This window comes from Empedobacter sp. R132-2, from assembly GCF_030324375.1.
Lineage (GTDB): Bacteria > Bacteroidota > Bacteroidia > Flavobacteriales > Weeksellaceae > Empedobacter > Empedobacter falsenii_B.
Window position 1 is genome coordinate 69,419 of record NZ_JACAGG010000001.1, and the last position, 17,616, is coordinate 87,034.

The window sequence follows — 17,616 nt, forward strand, 5'->3', positions numbered from 1 at the left end:
TAAAATGATTAAAGATGATAATTCAGTTCGCATTACGTTAATTTATTGTAATTTTGTTCGCATAATTTTACAATTATGATAGCATCTATGACAGGTTACGGTAAATCCGTATTGGAATTACCTGAGAAAAAAGTAACGATAGAAATCCGTTCTTTAAACAGTAAAACACTAGATTTAAACACGAGAATTCCTTCTTTTTATCGTGAAAAAGAATTAGAAATCAGAAACCTTATTTCAGAAAAAGTTCAACGTGGAAAAGTTGATTTTTCGATGTTAGTAGAGTTAAATCCTGCTGCAAGAAATCAAAATATAAATGCTGAATTAATCAAAAGTTATATGGCAGAATTTAAATCAATCACACCAAATGTGACTGATGGTGAATTATTGCCTGTAGTAATGCGCCTTCCAGACGTTATTTCGTACACGCAAGACGATTTGAGTGAAGACGAATGGAATCAAATTCGCGCAACAATTATTGATGCGATCGACGCATTAAATCAATTTAGATTAGATGAAGGAAAAGTTTTAGAGAAATATTTGACTTTAAACTTGAATAACATTCTTGAGCTTTTAACACAAGTTGTCCCTTTTGAAAAAGAACGAATTGAAACTATAAAAGAACGTTTCAATAAACGTTTAGAAGAATTAAAAGTTGATGTTGATCAAAATCGTTTCGAACAAGAATTAATTTTCTATTTGGAGAAATTTGATATCACAGAAGAAAAAGTTCGTCTAAAAAACCATTGCGAATATTTCTTAAAAGAATTAGCTGGAACTGAATCAAATGGAAAAAAACTAGGATTTATTTCGCAAGAAATTGGTCGTGAAATCAATACATTAGGTTCTAAATCAAATCATTCTGAAATGCAAAAAATTGTTGTTCAGATGAAAGATGAATTAGAAAAAATTAAAGAACAATCGTTAAACATTTTATAATGAAAAAAGGAAAATTAATCGTCTTTTCGGCTCCATCAGGCGCAGGAAAAACAACTTTGGTTCGTTACGCTTTAGAACAATTGGAGAATATCAAATTTTCTATTTCTTGTACAACTAGAGATAAACGCGAAGGTGAAACTCACGGAGAAGACTATTATTTCTTAACACCAGAAGAATTTAAGGCAAAAATTGCAAACGACGAATTCGTAGAGCACGAAGAAGTTTACCGCGATAATTTTTACGGAACTTTAAAATCGGAAGTTGATCGCATTACATCTGAAGGAAATTCTGTAATTTTTGATATTGATGTTATTGGTGCATTGAATATCAAAAAATTGTACGGAGATCAATGTTTAACAGTATTTGTAAATCCTCCATCTTTGGAAATATTGAAAGAACGTTTAATTTCTCGCAACACAGAAAGCGAAGATAAATTGAAACAACGTATTGATAAAGCAGGAATTGAAATGGAAAAAGCTAAAGAGTTTGATATCATTTTATTGAACGACGATTTAGAAACTGCAAAAGCAAAAACCTTAGAAATTATTACAGATTTTATTAAATAATAATTTTTAATCATCATGATATAAATGCCTCGAATAAATAAAATCGAGGCATTTTTGTTATCTTTAGCTTTCGAAAAAATCACTACATAAAATGGAAATAGAAAATAGTTTAGAAATCAACAACGCCAATATTCATTATGTTCACCACGAAATAAATCCAGAAAATCCAACACTTATTTTTTTACACGATTCCTTAGGTTGCACCCAACTTTGGAGAGATTTCCCAAAAGAAGTTGCCGAAAAAACAAATTGTAATTTATTCATCTACGATAGAAAAGGTTATGGAAAATCGTCGCCTTTTACCATTGATCGTCGCGAATTGACTTACATGCATGATGAAGCAGATTTTCTAAATGATTTGGTTCAATATTTCAACTTCAAAGACATTATTTTATTTGGACATAGCGATGGCGGATCGATTGCGTTACTTTATGCTTCGAAATATCATCAAAATTTAAAAGGAATTGTTGTAGTTGGTTCGCACATTATTGTAGAAGAAATTTCTTTACAAGGAATCAGAGATGCAAAAATTGCATATGCAGAAACTAATTTGAAAGAACGTTTGACAAAATATCATGGCGATAAAACGCAGAAAGTTTTTGAGATGTGGACAGAAACTTGGTTACGCCCAGATTTTATTGATTTTGATATTCGAAAAGAATTGCAAAACATCGAATGTCCAACTTTGGTTATTCAAGGAATTGATGATGAATATGGTTCGATTGAGCAAGTAAATGGAATTATCAACAATGTAAAAGGAAGAAAAGAAAGTTATCTTGTTCCTGATGCAAAACATACACCTTACAAAGAGAATAGGACGCCGACTTTGGCAAAAACAGTTGAGTTTATTGATTCGTTATAACGAATCAATAAACCTAAATATTACCATTTTACTCAATTTTTTCTCCTACGTTTAATCCATTTATAAACTTCAAACCACAATACAGATAACATTGCTACAAGCATCGCCATTCCTAATTCTTTTAGATTCAACGAAGAAACTTTAAAAAATAAAGAAATTGGCTTTATATACAGTATTGCAAAAAGTATAAGCAATGTAAGAATTGTAACGCCAACCATTAAATTATTTTTATTTTTAAAACTTGACCACAAGCTATAATAAAACGATCTATTCGTTAAACTTAACCAAACATTTGAGAAAATCAACGTTGTAAAAACCATTGCTCGGGTTTTCTCTTCATTTCCGCCTAACTGATAAGTGTATTGATAAACAAAAAGCAATCCTAATGTGATGATAATTCCTTGAATAATACTTGTTGAAAGTTCTTTCCAATTCAGAAAAGTTTCCGTCATAGGACGAGGTTTTTCGTTCATAGAATTTTTCTCTAAAGGCTCGTTTTCATACACAATAGAACAGGTTGGTCCCATTACCAATTCTAAGAAAATAACATGAACCGGTGTGAAAATTTGCGGAAAAGCCCAACCTAAAAACAACGGCAATGAAACAATTAATATAATTGGAATATGAATCGAGATAATGTATTGAACAGCTTTTTTAAGATTCGTATAAATGCGTCTTCCAGCAGCTATTCCGATAACTAATTTTCCTAAATCATCATTTGTTAAAATTAATTGCGCAGCTTGTTTGGCTATTTCAGTTCCTTTTTCGCCCATTGCAACACCAATGTGTGCGGCTTTCAATGCTGGTCCATCGTTTACTCCGTCGCCCAACATTGCAACTACTTCTCCATCCTCTTTCAAAGCTTTCACGACGGCTAATTTTGCTTCGGGAAACATTCGTGCAAATAAGACTTTTTCGTCGGCTGCTTTTAATAATTCTTTTTCAGAAAGTTGTGTAATTTCACTTCCTGTAATACTATCTTCAGCATGAATAATTCCTGCCTGATTCGCAATACTCATCGTAGTTTCGGCATTATCGCCTGTAATTACTTTTACTTTTATTCCGGCATTATATATTTTCTCGAAAACCTCATTTATTCCCTTTTTAGGCGGATCATAAAAGACAACAAAACCTAACAATTCAAAAGGTAAATCTTGTTGTTGTTTTGGAAAATCGTTTGAATTAAAAGTAGATTTTGCAACACCCAAAAGTCGGAAACCTTTTGTTCCAAAATCGCGAATAACGTTTCGTAAATGATCTTTTTGTTGATCAGAAAGATTCGAAACTTGTAAAATAGCTTCTGGAGCACCTTTTGCCGCAATTATTCGTTGATTATCTTTATTTTTAAAACAATGCGTCATCATCGGAGGTTTTCCAGATAAAGGATATTCGAAAAACATTTGATATTGATTGCGCTCATCAACCTGTGTTTGTTCGTAAACTCGGTGCAACGTTTTTTCCATTGGATCGAATGGAACAGGTTCACTACTCCACATCGCATATTGTATAATCTTAGAAATTTCGACATCATTGAATTGAATTTCATCAAAAACCGTAGACATTTTTGCATCATAAATCGCTTTCAATTTCATCGAATTTTCGGTAATTGTGCCTGTTTTATCACTACAAATAACAGTTGTGCTTCCTAAAGTTTCGACAACGCTACTCTTTTTTACAATAATTCCTTCGCGTAATAATTTCCATGAACCCAATGCCATAAATGTAGTAAATGCAACTGGTATTTCTTCGGGTAAAATAGACATTGCCAAAGTCAAACCGTTTAATAAACTACTTACAATGTCTTTTGTTTGAAAATAATTGAATCCGCAAACCATTGCAAAAACAATAATTCCAATGATTGCCATTCCTTTCACAAATTTTTCTATCTGCAATTGCAAAGGCGATTTTTCTTCTTTTATAGATAAAATTGACGTTCCTATTTTTCCCAACTTCGTTTCTGCTCCAATGGCTGTCACTTCAAAAATAGCCAAACCAGAAACTGTCAAAGTTCCACTGTAAATTTCTGGATGATCTATATCTTTAAAAACTGACATACTTTCGCCTGTTAAAGCCGATTCATTCACCGAAAAATCATTACTATGAACAATATTTCCATCCGCATTAATCATTTTTCCTTCTTCCGTAATACACAAATCACCAATTGTAATTTCGTGTGTTGGTATCTCAACTAATCGTCCATTACGAATAACTGAACTCAAAGGTTCGTTCAACTTTTCTAACTCTTGCAGAGCTTTTTGATTACGAGAACCTTGGTAAAATGAAATTCCTGTCACAGCAACAATAGCCACAAACATAAATGCAGCTTCGCCCAAATCACCAACCAACACATAAATAATTGATACAGCAATCAAAATTAGCGTCATTGGTTCTTTTAGAATATCAAATAATAAACTATACCAAGCAGAATTCTGTTCACCCTTTATAGCATTATCTCCGTATTGTTGTTGAGCTTTTTTGACTTCAGAATCAGATAACCCTTTTAAATTTTCAGGAATTTTTATAGACATTATTTCAATCGATTAGTGTTTACTAAAGTTACAGCTAAATCCAATTAAAAAATAGTTTAATACTTGATTATATCCTATTTAGATTTGATTTCAATTAAAACAAAAAAATCATTTCTTTCGAAATGATTTTTGCTCTATTATTAAGGAATTAATTTTCGAATGCATCGCAGTTTATGCGAATATTTTTGAGAATCGGTATTGAAAATTCCATTTGTATCGATTGGATCAATTCTAACTTTTCCGTGTGCGTGCAAAATTTTTCCATTGCCACACATAATTCCGACATGAATAATTAGACCTTCTGCATTATCAAAAAAAGCTAAATCACCTGGTTCTGCTTCTTCTACAAAACTCAAAACTTCACCCATTTCCGCTTGTTGATAAGCATCTCTTGGAATTTTATAGCCACCTATTTTGTACACTTGTTGCGTTAAACCAGAACAATCAATACCGAACGAAGATTTTCCTCCCCACAAATAAGGTACATTTAGATAGGCTTTTGCAATTTCTACCAATTGATCTTTTGATTTTTTACCAGACGTATATACCCCAAAATATTCAAAACATTTTGGACCAATTTTGATTTTACTTTCATTCAAAGTACGAACCTCAGCTCCAATTGTCAACGTCATTGGCAAGCCATTTTCCATCGCATGATTATACGGATTAATTGCAAATTTCTCGATCGAATCTTTATTATATTCTTCTTCCGAAATTTCTACAATTTGTTTTGGATCTAGCCAACCTTCGTAACCATCAAAAGCTAACTGAACTTTAGTCCATTTTTCTAATTCTTCTAAAATAATCAACTTTTCTCCAAACAAAACCTGACTCACCATTTCTGATGAATCTCTTGCTTCGTAGCGCAATGGCGCAACACTTACTTGACAAATGGCGTACTTCATTATTTTTTTCGAATTAACGTAATTCCGTCACGAATTGGTAAAATTATCGACTCTACTCGTTTGTCTTTCGTTACCATTTCATTAAATTCTTTCAAAATTTTTGTCGAAGGATCTTTTTTATCTTCCTCTTCCATCATTACTTTTCCGTACCACAAAACATTGTCAACTAACATGGTTCCTCCTGGACGTAAAAGTTCTAAAACTTTTTCAAAATAATAAGGATAACTCTCTTTATCAGCATCAATAAAAGCTAAATCTACAGAATTTTTCTCGATTGTTTCTAATTCTTCGCGTGCATCATTGATTCTAAAATCAATTTTTGAAGCAAATTCAGATTCATCAAAATATTTTCTGCACAAATATTCCAATTCATCATTTTTATCCATCGTAATGATTTTTCCATCAGCAATCAAACCTTCTGCCAAACACAATGTTGCGTAACCTGTAAAAGTTCCTAACTCTAAAATAGTTTTTGGGGCTAAAATCTTTGACAAAATACTTAACAAACGACCTTGATATTCTCCCGAAATCATGTGTGGCTGCGTTGTACATTGATAAGTTTCAACACGTAAACGGCTCAAGATTTCAGGTTCTTGATCCACATGATGATCTAAATACGATTCTAAAACTGGTGAAATTTTTATCATACCTTTAAAAAGTCAACAAAATTACAAAAAATGCATTGAATATCGGCTATATAAAGGAAATTTAGAAGAGAAAATTTATCCAAAATAATCAAACCAAAAAAGCATTACTTTTTGGGTAATGCTTTTTGTTTTGAAAATTATTTTGATAAGCTTAGACTAAATCTTAACCTCAGCCTTACTTTAAACTTTTCCTTTCTGAATAACAGTTACAACATCTGGATCTAATAATGTTGATGTATCGCCAAAATCAGTTTCGTTGCTTGCTATTTTTCTTAAAATACGACGCATAATTTTTCCGCTTCGCGTTTTTGGTAAACCTGAAACAAACTGTATTTTATCTGGCTTTGCAATTGCTCCAATTAATTTAGAAACTCCATTTTTTATTTCTGCTTCAAGTTCTGGTGAACCTTGTACTCCATCTTGCAAAATCACATAAGCATACAATGCATTTCCTTTGATATCATGAGGATAACCAACAACCGCGCTTTCTGCTACAGCTTCGTGTTCATTTATCGCATTTTCTATTGGTGCAGTTCCTAAATTGTGTCCAGAAACAATCACTACATCATCTACACGTCCTGTAATTCGATAATTTTCCATTACATCACGATACGCTCCATCTCCTGTAAAATAATATCCCGGAAATGTTGAAAAATAGGTTTCTACATAGCGTTTATGATTACCATAAATAGTACGAGCCATAGATGGCCAAGGAAATTTAATTGCTAAACGTCCTTCTGCTTTTTCATTTACTGCTTCTACTTCTTTTCCATGTTCATCCATTAAAACTGGCTGAATTCCTGGAAGCGGTAATGTTGCAAACGTTGGACGAAGCGGCGTAATTCCTGCTAATGGCGAAATCAAAATAGATCCCGTTTCTGTTTGCCACCATGTATCTACAATTGGACAATTTCCTTTTCCAATATAATCATTAAACCAGTGCCAAGCTTCCTCGTTAATTGGTTCACCAACTGATCCTAAAACTTTAAGACTTGATAAATCATATTTCTCGACATAATCTAAGGATTCACGAGCTAACGAACGAATTGCTGTTGGAGCTGTATAGAAATGTGTCACTTTTAATTTTTCGACAATTTCCCAAAAACGTCCAAAATCAGGAAAACTTGGAATTCCTTCGAACATTACTGAAGTTGCTCCACAAGCCAAAGGTCCATAAATAATGTAACTATGTCCTGTAATCCAACCGATATCTGCTGTACACCAATAAATATCGTTGTGCTCCATTTGAAAAATATTATCGAACGAATAAGCCGTTTCCACCATATATCCACCACATGTATGCACCATTCCTTTTGGTTTTCCTGTAGAACCAGAAGTATACAAAATAAACAAAGGATCTTCGGCATCCATAATTTCCGCAGGACAATTATCGTCTACCTTATGCATTTCATCAATCCAAAATTTATCACGTCCACCAACCATAGAAGTAGGCTCGATAGCACGTCGATAAACAATACACGACTGAATAGAAGCACAATCTTTTAAGGCTTCATCACAAATTGCTTTTAAGTTAATTGATTTCGTTCCACGAAAAACTTCGTTTGCTGTCACCAAAACCTTACATTGCGCATCGTTGATACGAGAGGCAATTGCAGCAGAAGAAAATCCTGCAAAAACAATAGAATGTACCGCGCCAATACGAGCACAAGCTAACATCGCGATGGCTAATTCTGGAATCATTGGCATATAAATACACACACGATCTCCTTTTTGTACGCCATTATTTTTTAAGACATTCGCAAATTGGCAAACTTTTGAATGCAATTGACGATATGTAATAATTCTAGATTCCTCTAAAGGATTATTTGGTTCCCAAATTAAAGCTGTTTTGTTTCCATTTTTTTCCAAATGACGATCCAAAACATTTTCGGTAATATTTAGTTGTCCACCTTGAAACCATTTAAAATCTGCTTGTTCAAAATTATATTCAAGTGTTTTGTCCCATTTCTTTTGCCAAACGAAGTTTCCAGCAATTTTATCCCAAAATTTTTCAGGCTCCTCGACACTTTTTTTATACGCTTTCTTATATTCAGAAAACGAATTGATTCTAAAATTGTTAATCATTTTAATTTTAATTGTGGTTTTGAATACTAAATATAAAAAAAGCGAATCAATTTATCAAATTAACTCGCTTATATTTTACAAATGAATAAAAACTATTCTATTTTCCTTTATACGGACTTGCATTGTAATATGCTAAAGCAGTTGGTAAGGCTTCCTTTATTTTAGCCATACGCGTCGCATCCGAAGGGTGAGTACTCAAGAATTCTGAAACTCCTGCATTTCCACTTTTCGCCGCCATACGTTCCCAAAAAGGAATTGCTTGAGAAGGATCATAACCCGCCATCGCCATTAAATACAATCCTGTAACATCAGCATCTAATTCCATTTTACGAGAATAGTTTAGTAAACCAACTTGTGCACCTACAGGATATAATTGTTCAAAAACTTTTGCATATTCTGCATTTCCAATGGATCCACCAACTATTTGTCCTAAACCTTGTGCGGCCATTTGCTGAGAAGCTTGCTCCGCACTATGACCAGCCAAAGCGTGACCAATTTCGTGACCTAAAACAACAGCCAATCCCGTTGCATCTTTGGTAACAGGTAAAATACCTGAATAAACCGCAACTTTACCTCCAGGCATACACCATGCATTTACTTCGTTTGCATTTAACAACGTAAATTGCCATTGATAACCTTGTAATTGAGAAGATATTCCCTTTTCTTGATAATATTTTTCAGCGGCATATTTTAAACGTTCCCCTACTGTTTGCACCATTTTAGCATCGGCAGTACCTGTAATTACTTTCCCTTGTTTAAGAACCTGAGAATATTGATTGTAAGCTGTCGGAAATAAATCTGCATTAGAAACTAATGACAACGATTTACGTCCGGTAACAGGGTTTGTAGCACAAGAAGCTAATACTAAAGCTCCTGCTACAGTTAAAATTATTTTCTTCATATTTTTAAGTTTATTTACCAAGTTTCTTTTTGATTTCGTTCAATTTCATCAATGCTTCAACAGGTGTTAACGTATTGATATCTGTGTTCAGAATTTCTTCTCTTATAGAATCTAAAATTGGATCATCTAACTGAAAGAAACTTAATTGCATATTATCTTGCGTTATTTTCTCCGTTTTATTCGAGATTCCTTCATCTGTTTTCGTTGCTTCCAAAATTTTCAACACATCATTTGCTCTGTCCACCACTCGTTTTGGCATCCCAGCCATTTTAGCAACATGTATACCAAAACTGTGCTCACTTCCTCCTGGAACTAATTTTCTCAAAAATAATATTGTATCTTTTGTTTCTTTGATACTAACATTAAAGTTTTTGATACGTTCCATCGATTTTGACATTTCATTCAATTCATGATAATGCGTTGCAAACAATGTTTTTGGTTTCAAGGCACTTTGATGTAAAAATTCTGCAATTGCCCATGCAATCGAAATTCCATCGTAAGTCGAAGTTCCTCGACCAATTTCATCCAATAAAATCAAACTTCGTTCCGAAATGTTATTTAAGATACTTGCTGTCTCATTCATTTCGACCATAAATGTCGATTCACCTGATGAAATATTATCTGAAGCACCAACTCGAGTAAAAACTTTATCAATGATTCCTAAATCTGCAGCTTGAGCTGGAACAAAACTTCCCATTTGCGCCATCAAAACAATCAAAGCAGTTTGACGTAAAAGCGCCGATTTACCAGACATATTTGGTCCAGTAATCATAATAATTTGCTGATGATCCGAATTTAACTCAACATTATTCGACACATATTGTTCACCAATTGGTAATTGTTGCTCAATCACAGCATGACGACCTTCTTTTATATTTAGTTCAAAACCATCATTAAGAGAAGGTTTTGTGTAATTATTTTTCTCTGCTATTTCTGCAAAAGTTGACAAAACATCCAAAAATGCAATTGCTTTTGCCGTTTGTTGAATCGGTAAAAGTTTAGTGATAATTTCTTGTAACAATTCAATAAATAATTGATTTTCTATAGCAAGAATTTTTTCTTCTGCACCAAGAATTTGTGTTTCGTACTCTTTTAATTCTTCGGTAATATAACGCTCTGCATTCACCAAAGTTTGCTTACGAATCCATTCTTCTGGCACTTTATCTTTGTGCGTATTTCGAACTTCAATATAATAACCAAACACATTATTGAATGCAATTTTCAAGGACGAAATTCCAGTTCGTTCTGTTTCGCGTTGACACATTTGATCCAAATAATCTTTTCCAGAAAACTGAATTTTTCGTAATCGATCCAATTCTTCTGAAACACCTTCTCTAATTACATTTCCTTTTACAATTTGATGCGGAGGCTCGTTAGAAAGTGTATCAAAAATCTTTTGTGTTAAATGATCAATTGGTTCGATTCGAGAAAATAAATCTGCAACTTCTTTGATATTCGATTGTTCAGCAACTTCTTTTATTTCTTCCGAAATTTTCAAACTTTGTGCTAATTGTTGCAATTGACGAGGTGTAATTTTACCTGTCGAAACTTTTCCAGCCAAACGTTCTAAATCGGTTAATTGACCTAATTTTTCTCGCAAATCGTAACGTAAATCTCCAAATTTGTAGAAGTATTCGACAATATTTTGACGACGTTGAATTGATTTCAAATCTTTCAACACCATTACCATCCAACGATTCAACAAACGTGCTCCCATCGGAGTTTTGGTATCGTCTAAAACATTTAATAACGTAACACCTTTTGGATGTGGAGAATAAACCAATTCGAGATTGCGAATCGTAAATGGATCCATCCACACAAAACTATCTTGATTAAGACGCTGAATAGATGTTAGATGCTGAATTTCGAAGTGATGTGTGTCATCCAAATAAGCTAAAATTGCACCCGCAGAAATGATTCCATCTTTTAAATCCTCAATTCCAAAACCTTTTAGATTCTTAGTTTTAAAAAGATTGGTTAATTTATCAACTGCAAAATCATATTGAAAAGCCCAATCATCCAACAAAAATTTACTTTTGACATCAGAAAAATTATATTTAACACGTTTTTGGTAAATCACTTCACTTGGTCGAAACGATTGAATAATTTTCGCTACTTGATCTTCTTGTCCTTCCGAAACCAAAAATTCTCCTGTCGAAACATCTAACAACGCAATTCCAAAAGCTTTATCACCTTGATGAACAGCCATCAAAAAGTTATTCGATTTTGACGATAAAACCTCATCTTGCAACGCAACACCAGGCGTTACCAATTCTGTAACACCACGTTTTACGATACCTTTTACCATCTTTGGATCTTCGAGCTGATCACAAATTGCAACGCGTAAACCGGCTTTCACCAATTTCGGTAAATAAGTATTCAAACTATGATGAGGAAACCCTGCCAAAGCACTATTATCAGAACCATTGGCGCGTTTTGTTAAAACTATATCTAAAATGCGAGAAGCTCGCACAGCATCTTCTCCAAATGTTTCGTAAAAATCTCCCACACGGAACAACAACATTGCATCAGGATATTTCGCCTTGATGGTGTTATATTGTTTCATTAGAGGAGTTTCCTTATTCTTTACTACTTTTGTCAAATTATTATAAATTTTGAACAGCTAAGTTAGTTAAAAACGAAGTGATGAGAAAACTAAAATTAGACGAATTAGGTCGCGTTTCTGCGGAAGAATATAAAGCTATTGAAAAACACCCGATTGTTGTGGTGTTGGATAATGTGAGAAGTATGCACAATGTTGGTGCAGTTTTTAGAACTTCGGATGCATTTTTAATTGATAAAATTTATTTGTGTGGAATTACAGCAACTCCACCTCATAAAGAAATTCATAAAACGGCCATTGGTGCAGAAAATTCTGTTGATTGGGAATATGTGAAAGATTCGAATGAATTGGTTGCTAAATTAAAAGAAGATGGTTATCAAATTGTAACGATTGAACAAACGGAAGGTTCTGTTTTGTTAAATGAATTTGAAGTTGACCAATCTCAGAAATATGCAATTGTGATGGGAAATGAGGTTGATGGTGTGCAACAATCAATCATTGATCAATGTGATACGTGTATCGAAATTCCACAATCAGGAACAAAACATTCGCTTAATGTTTCGGTTTGTACAGGAATTATTTTATGGAAATGGTATGAAAGTTTTATGAAATAGCGTTAAGCAAAAATATAAACTCCAACTTTTCATCAAGTTGGAGTTTTTTGTTATTAAAAATTCACCGAAACATTAATCCATTCTGGATCAAAATCTGCGTTATATTTTTTATAGAAATTAATTGCAGGTTCATTCCAATCCAGAACTTGCCAAACCATTCCGTGGTAATTATTCGCTTTTCCATAAACAATTAATTCATCCAATAATAATTTACCAATTCCAGAACCGCGCATTTTTTCGGTTACAATCAAATCCTCCAAATATAATCTGCGTCCTTTCCAAGTCGAATAACGATCGTAATGCAACGCAATTCCTTCCACATTTCCGTCCACTTCTGCAACCAAAGAACCCCAAACTGGTTTATCTCCAAACCCGCATTCTTCCATTTCTTCTAAGGTTACCGTTACTTCGTCTGGTGCTTTTTCGTATAAAGCTAATTCGTGAATTAACTCTAAAATTCGAGGACAATCTTCTTTTCTTGCTTCTCGTATTGTTACATTTTTCATTATTGTGTGATGTTATTTAGTTATTCGTTATTCGAGACTAGAAATTAGTTATCTAGTTTACGAAACGTAGAATTCATTATTTTTTGTCATTCTGAATATAGCTTCAGCGAAATGAAGAATCTATAGATTCCTCCATTCGTCGGAATAACAAATTCGCTAATTTTTGATGAGATACTGAAACGAGTTCAGCATGACAATTTCTCTAAATTCGAGCTTCGTATTTCTAACTTCGTACTTAAATCGTCATTCCAATTTCGATTCCTTTGATACGACGATATAATTCTGTTGCGTAATTATCAGTCATTCCCGAAACATAATCCAAAATTCCCATTACCTTTTGATACTTTGTTCCTTTCTCATATAAAAACTGAGCAGGAACTAAACGCAAGGCTTTTTTCTCAAACGTTTTGCGTTCTTTTTCATCTTTTAAAATTGGAGGAATAAATTGCGAAAGCAATTCTGACATTACATTATAACCTGCATTTTCAATTTCGAGAACAGAACGATGATTATAAATATTTTCAATCGAGAAACGTTGAATTTCGTCTAAAACTCGTTTCGTTACTTGTTCCGTTTCATTTTTAATCACATCTAATAACGCCGTTTTAAATTCTCCTTTTACAATTTGATCAAAATTATTTTGGTAAACTTCAACCGATTTTTGCGTCAATAAATTAATTGATTTTGCACGTAAATAGGCTATTCGATCATTTTTATCTGAAATTGATTTTAATGTATTTTTTGTTTTATCAATTTGAGATGGATCTAAAGATTCAACTAAATTCAAAAATAATTTTCGGCATTTATCATGATCAATAATTCCTAAACGTTGCGAATCTTCGACATCGATAATCGAATAACAAATATCGTCAGCCGCCTCTACCAACCACACAAACGGATGTCGCTTGTAAATAATTGGTGAATCTTGTTCCAAAATCATATTCGTTTTTTCAGCAATTGTTCGGAAAGCTTCCTTTTGCGCCTGAAAAAATCCAAATTTCTTACGATGCAATTGATTTTTATCTTTTGCAACCGATTCACATGGATATTTTGCAATCGCAGCCAATGTTGAATACGTCAAACGTAAACCACCTTCCGATTTTCCGTTTTGTTGTTGTGTTAAAATTCGAATTGCATTTGCGTTTCCTTCAAAATTGATTAAATCAGCCCATTCGGCTTCAGTAAAATATTGTTTCAAATCTGTTTCATGGCGATCAAAATAAGAAGCAATTGCATCTTCGCCCGAATGTCCAAAAGCTGGATTTCCGATATCGTGACACAAACATGCCGCTGAAATAACATCGTGAATACTATATTTATAAAATTCTTGTGATTCTTTTGTTAATTTATAATTTTCGGAAATAAACTTTCCTACCAAATTTCCCATCGAGCGTCCAACAGACGAAACCTCTAACGAATGCGTCAATCGATTGTGGACAAATACACTTCCTGGCAAAGGAAAAACTTGCGTTTTGTTCTGCAAACGACGAAAGGCAGACGAAAAAATAATACGATCATAATCACGCTGATATTCTGATCTCGCATCCGACGTATCGTTTGTATTGCTGCGTTGATTGGTGTAAATATGATTGAGAAGTTCCATAAACTGATTTAGAAAACGAATTTAACGAATAATGTTCAGTCATAAAAAAATCCGAACGGTTTCGTTCGGATTTTTGGGTTTATTCGTGAAATTTTAAAAGATTTTTCATTCTTTCTGTAATATATTCATCTTGAAGAAAATTTGCTTCATTAAAGTTTAAATCAAACTTATATTGAACAGCTAACTCTTTTAGAATTTCAATTTCAGCTTTTATCTCTCCTTCAAACCAGTTGTCCCAAGCAAACAAAATTATTTTTTCATTTTTAGCTAATTTGTAAAAGTCGAAATCAATTGATTTATCAAAAATTTCATCATCATATTCACAAATAATTTTCCATTTATCTTTTACTAATTCATTAATAATTAAATAAAAAATATCAGTTTCAATATTTGTGACAATTTTAAAATTCATTAATCAAAATAGTATTTCTACCAACTACCAGATGCTCCTCCGCCTCCGAAGCTTCCGCCTCCGAAACCACCAAAGCCGCCTCCGCCACCAGATGATCCACCCCAAGAACTACCTCCTGAGCCGAAACCTCCGCCACCGAAAACAGAACTTCCTGTGTTCATAATGATAATATCATCTAACAAACTTCTTCGTCTGCCACCATTTCCTCCATTATTTCCTCCTTTACCTTTCGAAATAATAATAAAGATAAAAATGAAAAATCCTATGGCAAAAATCAATGCAAGCCAATCCATTTCTGGTTCTTGCGATTTTGGTTTGTCTTGCTTATATTTTCCTGCAAAAGCTTGAAAAATAGAATTGACTCCAGCATTTATTCCACCAGCATAATCACCTTGTTTGAAATACGGAATAATAACATTGTCAATAATCGATTTGTTGACACTTGGCGGTAAATAAATTTGAGCTCCATAACCTGTTCTAATCGTAATCTTACGATCTTGTTCACTTAAAACAATTACAACTCCATTATCTTTTCCTTGTGTACCAACTTTCCATTTTTCACCAATATCATTTGCAAACATTTCTAACGGATAACCATCTAGAGACTTCACTGTTAATACCAAAATTTGAGTAGATGTTGAATCATCATAGGCTACTAATTTTCGTTCTAATTCATCCAATTGCATTGCATCAAAAACATGTGCATAATCTTGCACAAGCTTTTTAGGCGGATGTTCCATCTTCACCAATTCATCCGGTGTCTGCCCAAAAACGGTTAAAATTGAAAGAAAAAAAGTTAGAAAAAAGTATTTAACTGTAGCTAATTTCATCTGGTAATTCGTTTGTATCATCCTCTTGATAAGGAAAATATTTTTTAAGTGCTTTGCCTGTTTTTTTTATTCCTTCACAAAGCCCTTTTACATAATGTTCTTTTTTGAAATGCTTGATGACCTCTTCTTTTATATCATCCCAAAAATCATCTGGTGTCACTTGATCAATTCCTTTATCACCAATAATTGTAAAGTTATGATCGGTTGGTGAAACATGAAACAACACACCATTTCTATCTTTGGTTTTGTGCATTTCCAATTGCTCGAAAACTTCTAAAGCTTTGTCAAAATGATTGGGAGAAGATTCGAATTCAATATGAACTCGAATTTCCCCACTTGTATTTTTCTCCGCTTTTTGGATGGCTTCGATTATTTTTTTTTCATCTTTAGAGGAAAGAAATTTATGTTTCTTATTTCCCATAATGATTAGAATTCTACTTTAGGAGCATTCTCAGATCCTGCAGCAGCTTTGAAATAACCTTTTTTCGTAGCACCTGTAAAACCAGCGATTAAGCTGTTAGGGAAAGTTACAATCATGTTGTTAAATTTCTCTGCAGCATCGTTGTATTTTTTTCTTTCAAATAAAACTTCTTGTTCGATAGAAGATAATTCTGCTTGTAAAGAAGTAAAGTTTTGATTGAATTTAATATCTGGATATTTTTCAACAGAAACCAATAAGCGGCTTAATGTAGATCCTAATTGATCTTGAGCTTGTTGAAATTTCGCAATATTTGCATCTGTTAATTGACTTGGATCATCAATTTTAATTTGATTAGAAGTCGCTTTTGCACGTGCATCAATCACAGCTGTTAACGTTTCTTTTTCCATATTCGCAGCACCTTTTACCGTGTTCACTAAATTTGGAACTAAATCTGAACGTTTTTGATATGTATTTTCTACATTCGACCATTGTTTTTGCACACCTTGGTCTGTTGTTTTGATCGTATTCGAAACTCCAATTCCCCAGAAAACGATTCCTGCAAGAAGTAAAAGAATCACTCCGCCAATAAGACATCCTTTGTTTTTCATAGTATTTTTAATTTATTATTACGTAAAAATAGTGTTTTTTAAACAATATTTTATCAAAAATAAAACCGAGCTTATTTCTAAACTCGGCTTTAATATTTTTTGGATTTTAAGCGTTTAATTTAATAATGTTTTCGCCCAACTTTCTTCAATCGGTAATAACCAATTTTGCTTAAAATCATTCAAAGAAGAAATTCCATTATTGAAAACTTTTACATTTTTGATTTCTCCTTCTTTTACTTTTTGTTTGAATGTTGGTAATTTTTCGATAAAAACTTCCTGTTCATTTTCATACGAAACTAACATTCTGTTCAATAAATCGAACGAATAATCTGCATCAATTTCGCGTACGATTTTCGTTAATTTATCGATAGAACAACCACTTGCTGTCGCTTGATTTTCGTCTACACCAACTACAATAAATTGATCATAAGGTAAATCAAAATCAGCTAAAAGTTCAGCGCCATGCGCATTCCAATCCGCTATAAAAGTATTTAGTTTAGCTGTAATAGCTTGCTTTTCTTCTGTTGAGAATTTACGATTGGCTTGAAAAATCCAAATTCTTGAATCGTCTGCTAAATTCATTTTCTCTTTGTTTAAAATTTGTGTTTCAAAGATACGGAAATTTTAGA

General features: G+C 33.1%; 17 protein-coding genes. 4 read left to right on the forward strand and 13 right to left on the reverse strand.

Annotated features, from left to right (window positions below):
- The first annotated feature begins 75 nt into the window (after positions 1–75).
- The 3 genes from HXZ69_RS00395 to HXZ69_RS00405 all read left to right on the forward strand — a co-directional run bounded on the left by HXZ69_RS00395 (position 76) and on the right by HXZ69_RS00405 (position 2,364).
- The gene (locus HXZ69_RS00395; protein ID WP_236688172.1) at positions 76–936 is read left to right on the forward strand and encodes a YicC/YloC family endoribonuclease; all 861 of its coding nucleotides are present in this window, start codon (positions 76–78) and stop codon (positions 934–936) included.
- Positions 936–1,502 (forward strand): guanylate kinase, encoded by a 567-nt coding sequence (gene gmk, locus HXZ69_RS00400; protein ID WP_221854349.1) that lies wholly within the window; start codon positions 936–938, stop codon positions 1,500–1,502. Before HXZ69_RS00395 ends, gmk begins: the two co-directional genes overlap by 1 nt.
- A 91-nt stretch (positions 1,503–1,593) precedes the next feature.
- Complete coding sequence (locus HXZ69_RS00405) at positions 1,594–2,364, forward strand: alpha/beta fold hydrolase (RefSeq protein WP_221854348.1); 771 nt, start codon at positions 1,594–1,596, stop codon at positions 2,362–2,364.
- A 32-nt stretch (positions 2,365–2,396) separates the two neighbouring features.
- Here HXZ69_RS00405 and HXZ69_RS00410 read toward each other — a convergent pair whose 3' ends face one another.
- The 6 genes from HXZ69_RS00410 to mutS all read right to left on the reverse strand — a co-directional run bounded on the left by HXZ69_RS00410 (position 2,397) and on the right by mutS (position 11,996).
- Positions 2,397–4,892 (reverse strand): cation-translocating P-type ATPase, encoded by a 2,496-nt coding sequence (locus HXZ69_RS00410; protein WP_286494670.1) that lies wholly within the window; start codon positions 4,890–4,892, stop codon positions 2,397–2,399.
- A gap of 140 nt (positions 4,893–5,032) precedes the next feature.
- Complete coding sequence (locus HXZ69_RS00415) at positions 5,033–5,797, reverse strand: C40 family peptidase (protein ID WP_219033619.1); 765 nt, start codon at positions 5,795–5,797, stop codon at positions 5,033–5,035.
- Positions 5,797–6,444 (reverse strand): O-methyltransferase, encoded by a 648-nt coding sequence (locus HXZ69_RS00420; protein ID WP_286494672.1) that lies wholly within the window; start codon positions 6,442–6,444, stop codon positions 5,797–5,799. Before HXZ69_RS00420 ends, HXZ69_RS00415 begins: the two co-directional genes overlap by 1 nt.
- Positions 6,445–6,624: 180 nt before the next feature.
- Entirely contained in the window at positions 6,625–8,529 is a 1,905-nt protein-coding gene (acs, locus tag HXZ69_RS00425; RefSeq protein WP_286494673.1) for an acetate--CoA ligase, read from the reverse strand.
- Positions 8,530–8,626: 97 nt separating this feature from the next.
- Positions 8,627–9,430, reverse strand: coding sequence for a M48 family metallopeptidase (locus HXZ69_RS00430; RefSeq protein WP_221854344.1), 804 nt, complete (start codon positions 9,428–9,430; stop codon positions 8,627–8,629).
- Between the two features lie 10 nt (positions 9,431–9,440).
- Positions 9,441–11,996: a DNA mismatch repair protein MutS gene (gene mutS / locus HXZ69_RS00435; protein WP_286494675.1), complete on the reverse strand. Its 2,556-nt coding sequence runs from the start codon at positions 11,994–11,996 to the stop codon at positions 9,441–9,443.
- Positions 11,997–12,076: 80 nt separating this feature from the next.
- On the opposite strand from mutS, the gene HXZ69_RS00440 reads away from it, so the two are divergent.
- Entirely contained in the window at positions 12,077–12,607 is a 531-nt protein-coding gene (locus HXZ69_RS00440; protein ID WP_125348748.1) for an RNA methyltransferase, read from the forward strand.
- 53 nt (positions 12,608–12,660) lie between these two features.
- On the opposite strand, the gene HXZ69_RS00445 is transcribed toward HXZ69_RS00440, so the two are convergent.
- The 7 genes from HXZ69_RS00445 to HXZ69_RS00475 all read right to left on the reverse strand — a co-directional run bounded on the left by HXZ69_RS00445 (position 12,661) and on the right by HXZ69_RS00475 (position 17,569).
- Positions 12,661–13,113, reverse strand: a complete 453-nt coding sequence (locus HXZ69_RS00445; protein WP_115001464.1) for a GNAT family N-acetyltransferase — start codon at positions 13,111–13,113, stop codon at positions 12,661–12,663.
- Between the two features lie 235 nt (positions 13,114–13,348).
- Positions 13,349–14,716: a deoxyguanosinetriphosphate triphosphohydrolase gene (locus HXZ69_RS00450; RefSeq protein WP_286494676.1), complete on the reverse strand. Its 1,368-nt coding sequence runs from the start codon at positions 14,714–14,716 to the stop codon at positions 13,349–13,351.
- Positions 14,717–14,795: 79 nt separating this feature from the next.
- Positions 14,796–15,128 carry a hypothetical protein gene (locus tag HXZ69_RS00455; protein ID WP_221854340.1) on the reverse strand — a complete coding sequence of 111 codons (333 nt, stop codon included), beginning with the start codon at positions 15,126–15,128 and terminating at the stop codon, positions 14,796–14,798.
- A 17-nt stretch (positions 15,129–15,145) separates the two neighbouring features.
- On the reverse strand, positions 15,146–15,958 hold the full coding sequence (locus HXZ69_RS00460; RefSeq protein ID WP_280036030.1) for a TPM domain-containing protein: 813 nt from the start codon (positions 15,956–15,958) through the stop codon (positions 15,146–15,148).
- Positions 15,939–16,379, reverse strand: a complete 441-nt coding sequence (locus tag HXZ69_RS00465; protein ID WP_286494678.1) for a TPM domain-containing protein — start codon at positions 16,377–16,379, stop codon at positions 15,939–15,941. Before HXZ69_RS00465 ends, HXZ69_RS00460 begins: the two co-directional genes overlap by 20 nt.
- A gap of 5 nt (positions 16,380–16,384) precedes the next feature.
- Entirely contained in the window at positions 16,385–16,987 is a 603-nt protein-coding gene (locus tag HXZ69_RS00470; protein WP_180904995.1) for a LemA family protein, read from the reverse strand.
- A gap of 114 nt (positions 16,988–17,101) precedes the next feature.
- Positions 17,102–17,569, reverse strand: coding sequence for an ABC transporter ATPase (locus tag HXZ69_RS00475; protein WP_125348739.1), 468 nt, complete (start codon positions 17,567–17,569; stop codon positions 17,102–17,104).
- Positions 17,570–17,616: the final 47 nt, after the last annotated feature.

What these genes read in the sequence shown, in the direction of transcription:
- HXZ69_RS00440 (WP_125348748.1), top strand. Translation starts at nt 12,077, where the DNA reads ATGAGAAAACTAAAATTAGACGAATTAGGTCGCGTTTCTGCGGAAGAA.
- HXZ69_RS00450 (WP_286494676.1), bottom strand. Translation starts at nt 14,716, where the DNA reads ATGGAACTTCTCAATCATATTTACACCAATCAACGCAGCAATACAAAC.
- HXZ69_RS00405 (WP_221854348.1), top strand. Translation starts at nt 1,594, where the DNA reads ATGGAAATAGAAAATAGTTTAGAAATCAACAACGCCAATATTCATTAT.
- HXZ69_RS00395 (WP_236688172.1), top strand. Translation starts at nt 76, where the DNA reads ATGATAGCATCTATGACAGGTTACGGTAAATCCGTATTGGAATTACCT.
- HXZ69_RS00410 (WP_286494670.1), bottom strand. Translation starts at nt 4,892, where the DNA reads ATGTCTATAAAAATTCCTGAAAATTTAAAAGGGTTATCTGATTCTGAA.
- HXZ69_RS00455 (WP_221854340.1), bottom strand. Translation starts at nt 15,128, where the DNA reads ATGAATTTTAAAATTGTCACAAATATTGAAACTGATATTTTTTATTTA.
- HXZ69_RS00415 (WP_219033619.1), bottom strand. Translation starts at nt 5,797, where the DNA reads ATGAAGTACGCCATTTGTCAAGTAAGTGTTGCGCCATTGCGCTACGAA.
- HXZ69_RS00420 (WP_286494672.1), bottom strand. Translation starts at nt 6,444, where the DNA reads ATGATAAAAATTTCACCAGTTTTAGAATCGTATTTAGATCATCATGTG.
- HXZ69_RS00470 (WP_180904995.1), bottom strand. Translation starts at nt 16,987, where the DNA reads ATGAAAAACAAAGGATGTCTTATTGGCGGAGTGATTCTTTTACTTCTT.
- HXZ69_RS00430 (WP_221854344.1), bottom strand. Translation starts at nt 9,430, where the DNA reads ATGAAGAAAATAATTTTAACTGTAGCAGGAGCTTTAGTATTAGCTTCT.
- HXZ69_RS00445 (WP_115001464.1), bottom strand. Translation starts at nt 13,113, where the DNA reads ATGAAAAATGTAACAATACGAGAAGCAAGAAAAGAAGATTGTCCTCGA.
- HXZ69_RS00475 (WP_125348739.1), bottom strand. Translation starts at nt 17,569, where the DNA reads ATGAATTTAGCAGACGATTCAAGAATTTGGATTTTTCAAGCCAATCGT.
- mutS (WP_286494675.1), bottom strand. Translation starts at nt 11,996, where the DNA reads ATGAAACAATATAACACCATCAAGGCGAAATATCCTGATGCAATGTTG.
- HXZ69_RS00460 (WP_280036030.1), bottom strand. Translation starts at nt 15,958, where the DNA reads ATGAAATTAGCTACAGTTAAATACTTTTTTCTAACTTTTTTTCTTTCA.
- gmk (WP_221854349.1), top strand. Translation starts at nt 936, where the DNA reads ATGAAAAAAGGAAAATTAATCGTCTTTTCGGCTCCATCAGGCGCAGGA.
- acs (WP_286494673.1), bottom strand. Translation starts at nt 8,529, where the DNA reads ATGATTAACAATTTTAGAATCAATTCGTTTTCTGAATATAAGAAAGCG.
- HXZ69_RS00465 (WP_286494678.1), bottom strand. Translation starts at nt 16,379, where the DNA reads ATGGGAAATAAGAAACATAAATTTCTTTCCTCTAAAGATGAAAAAAAA.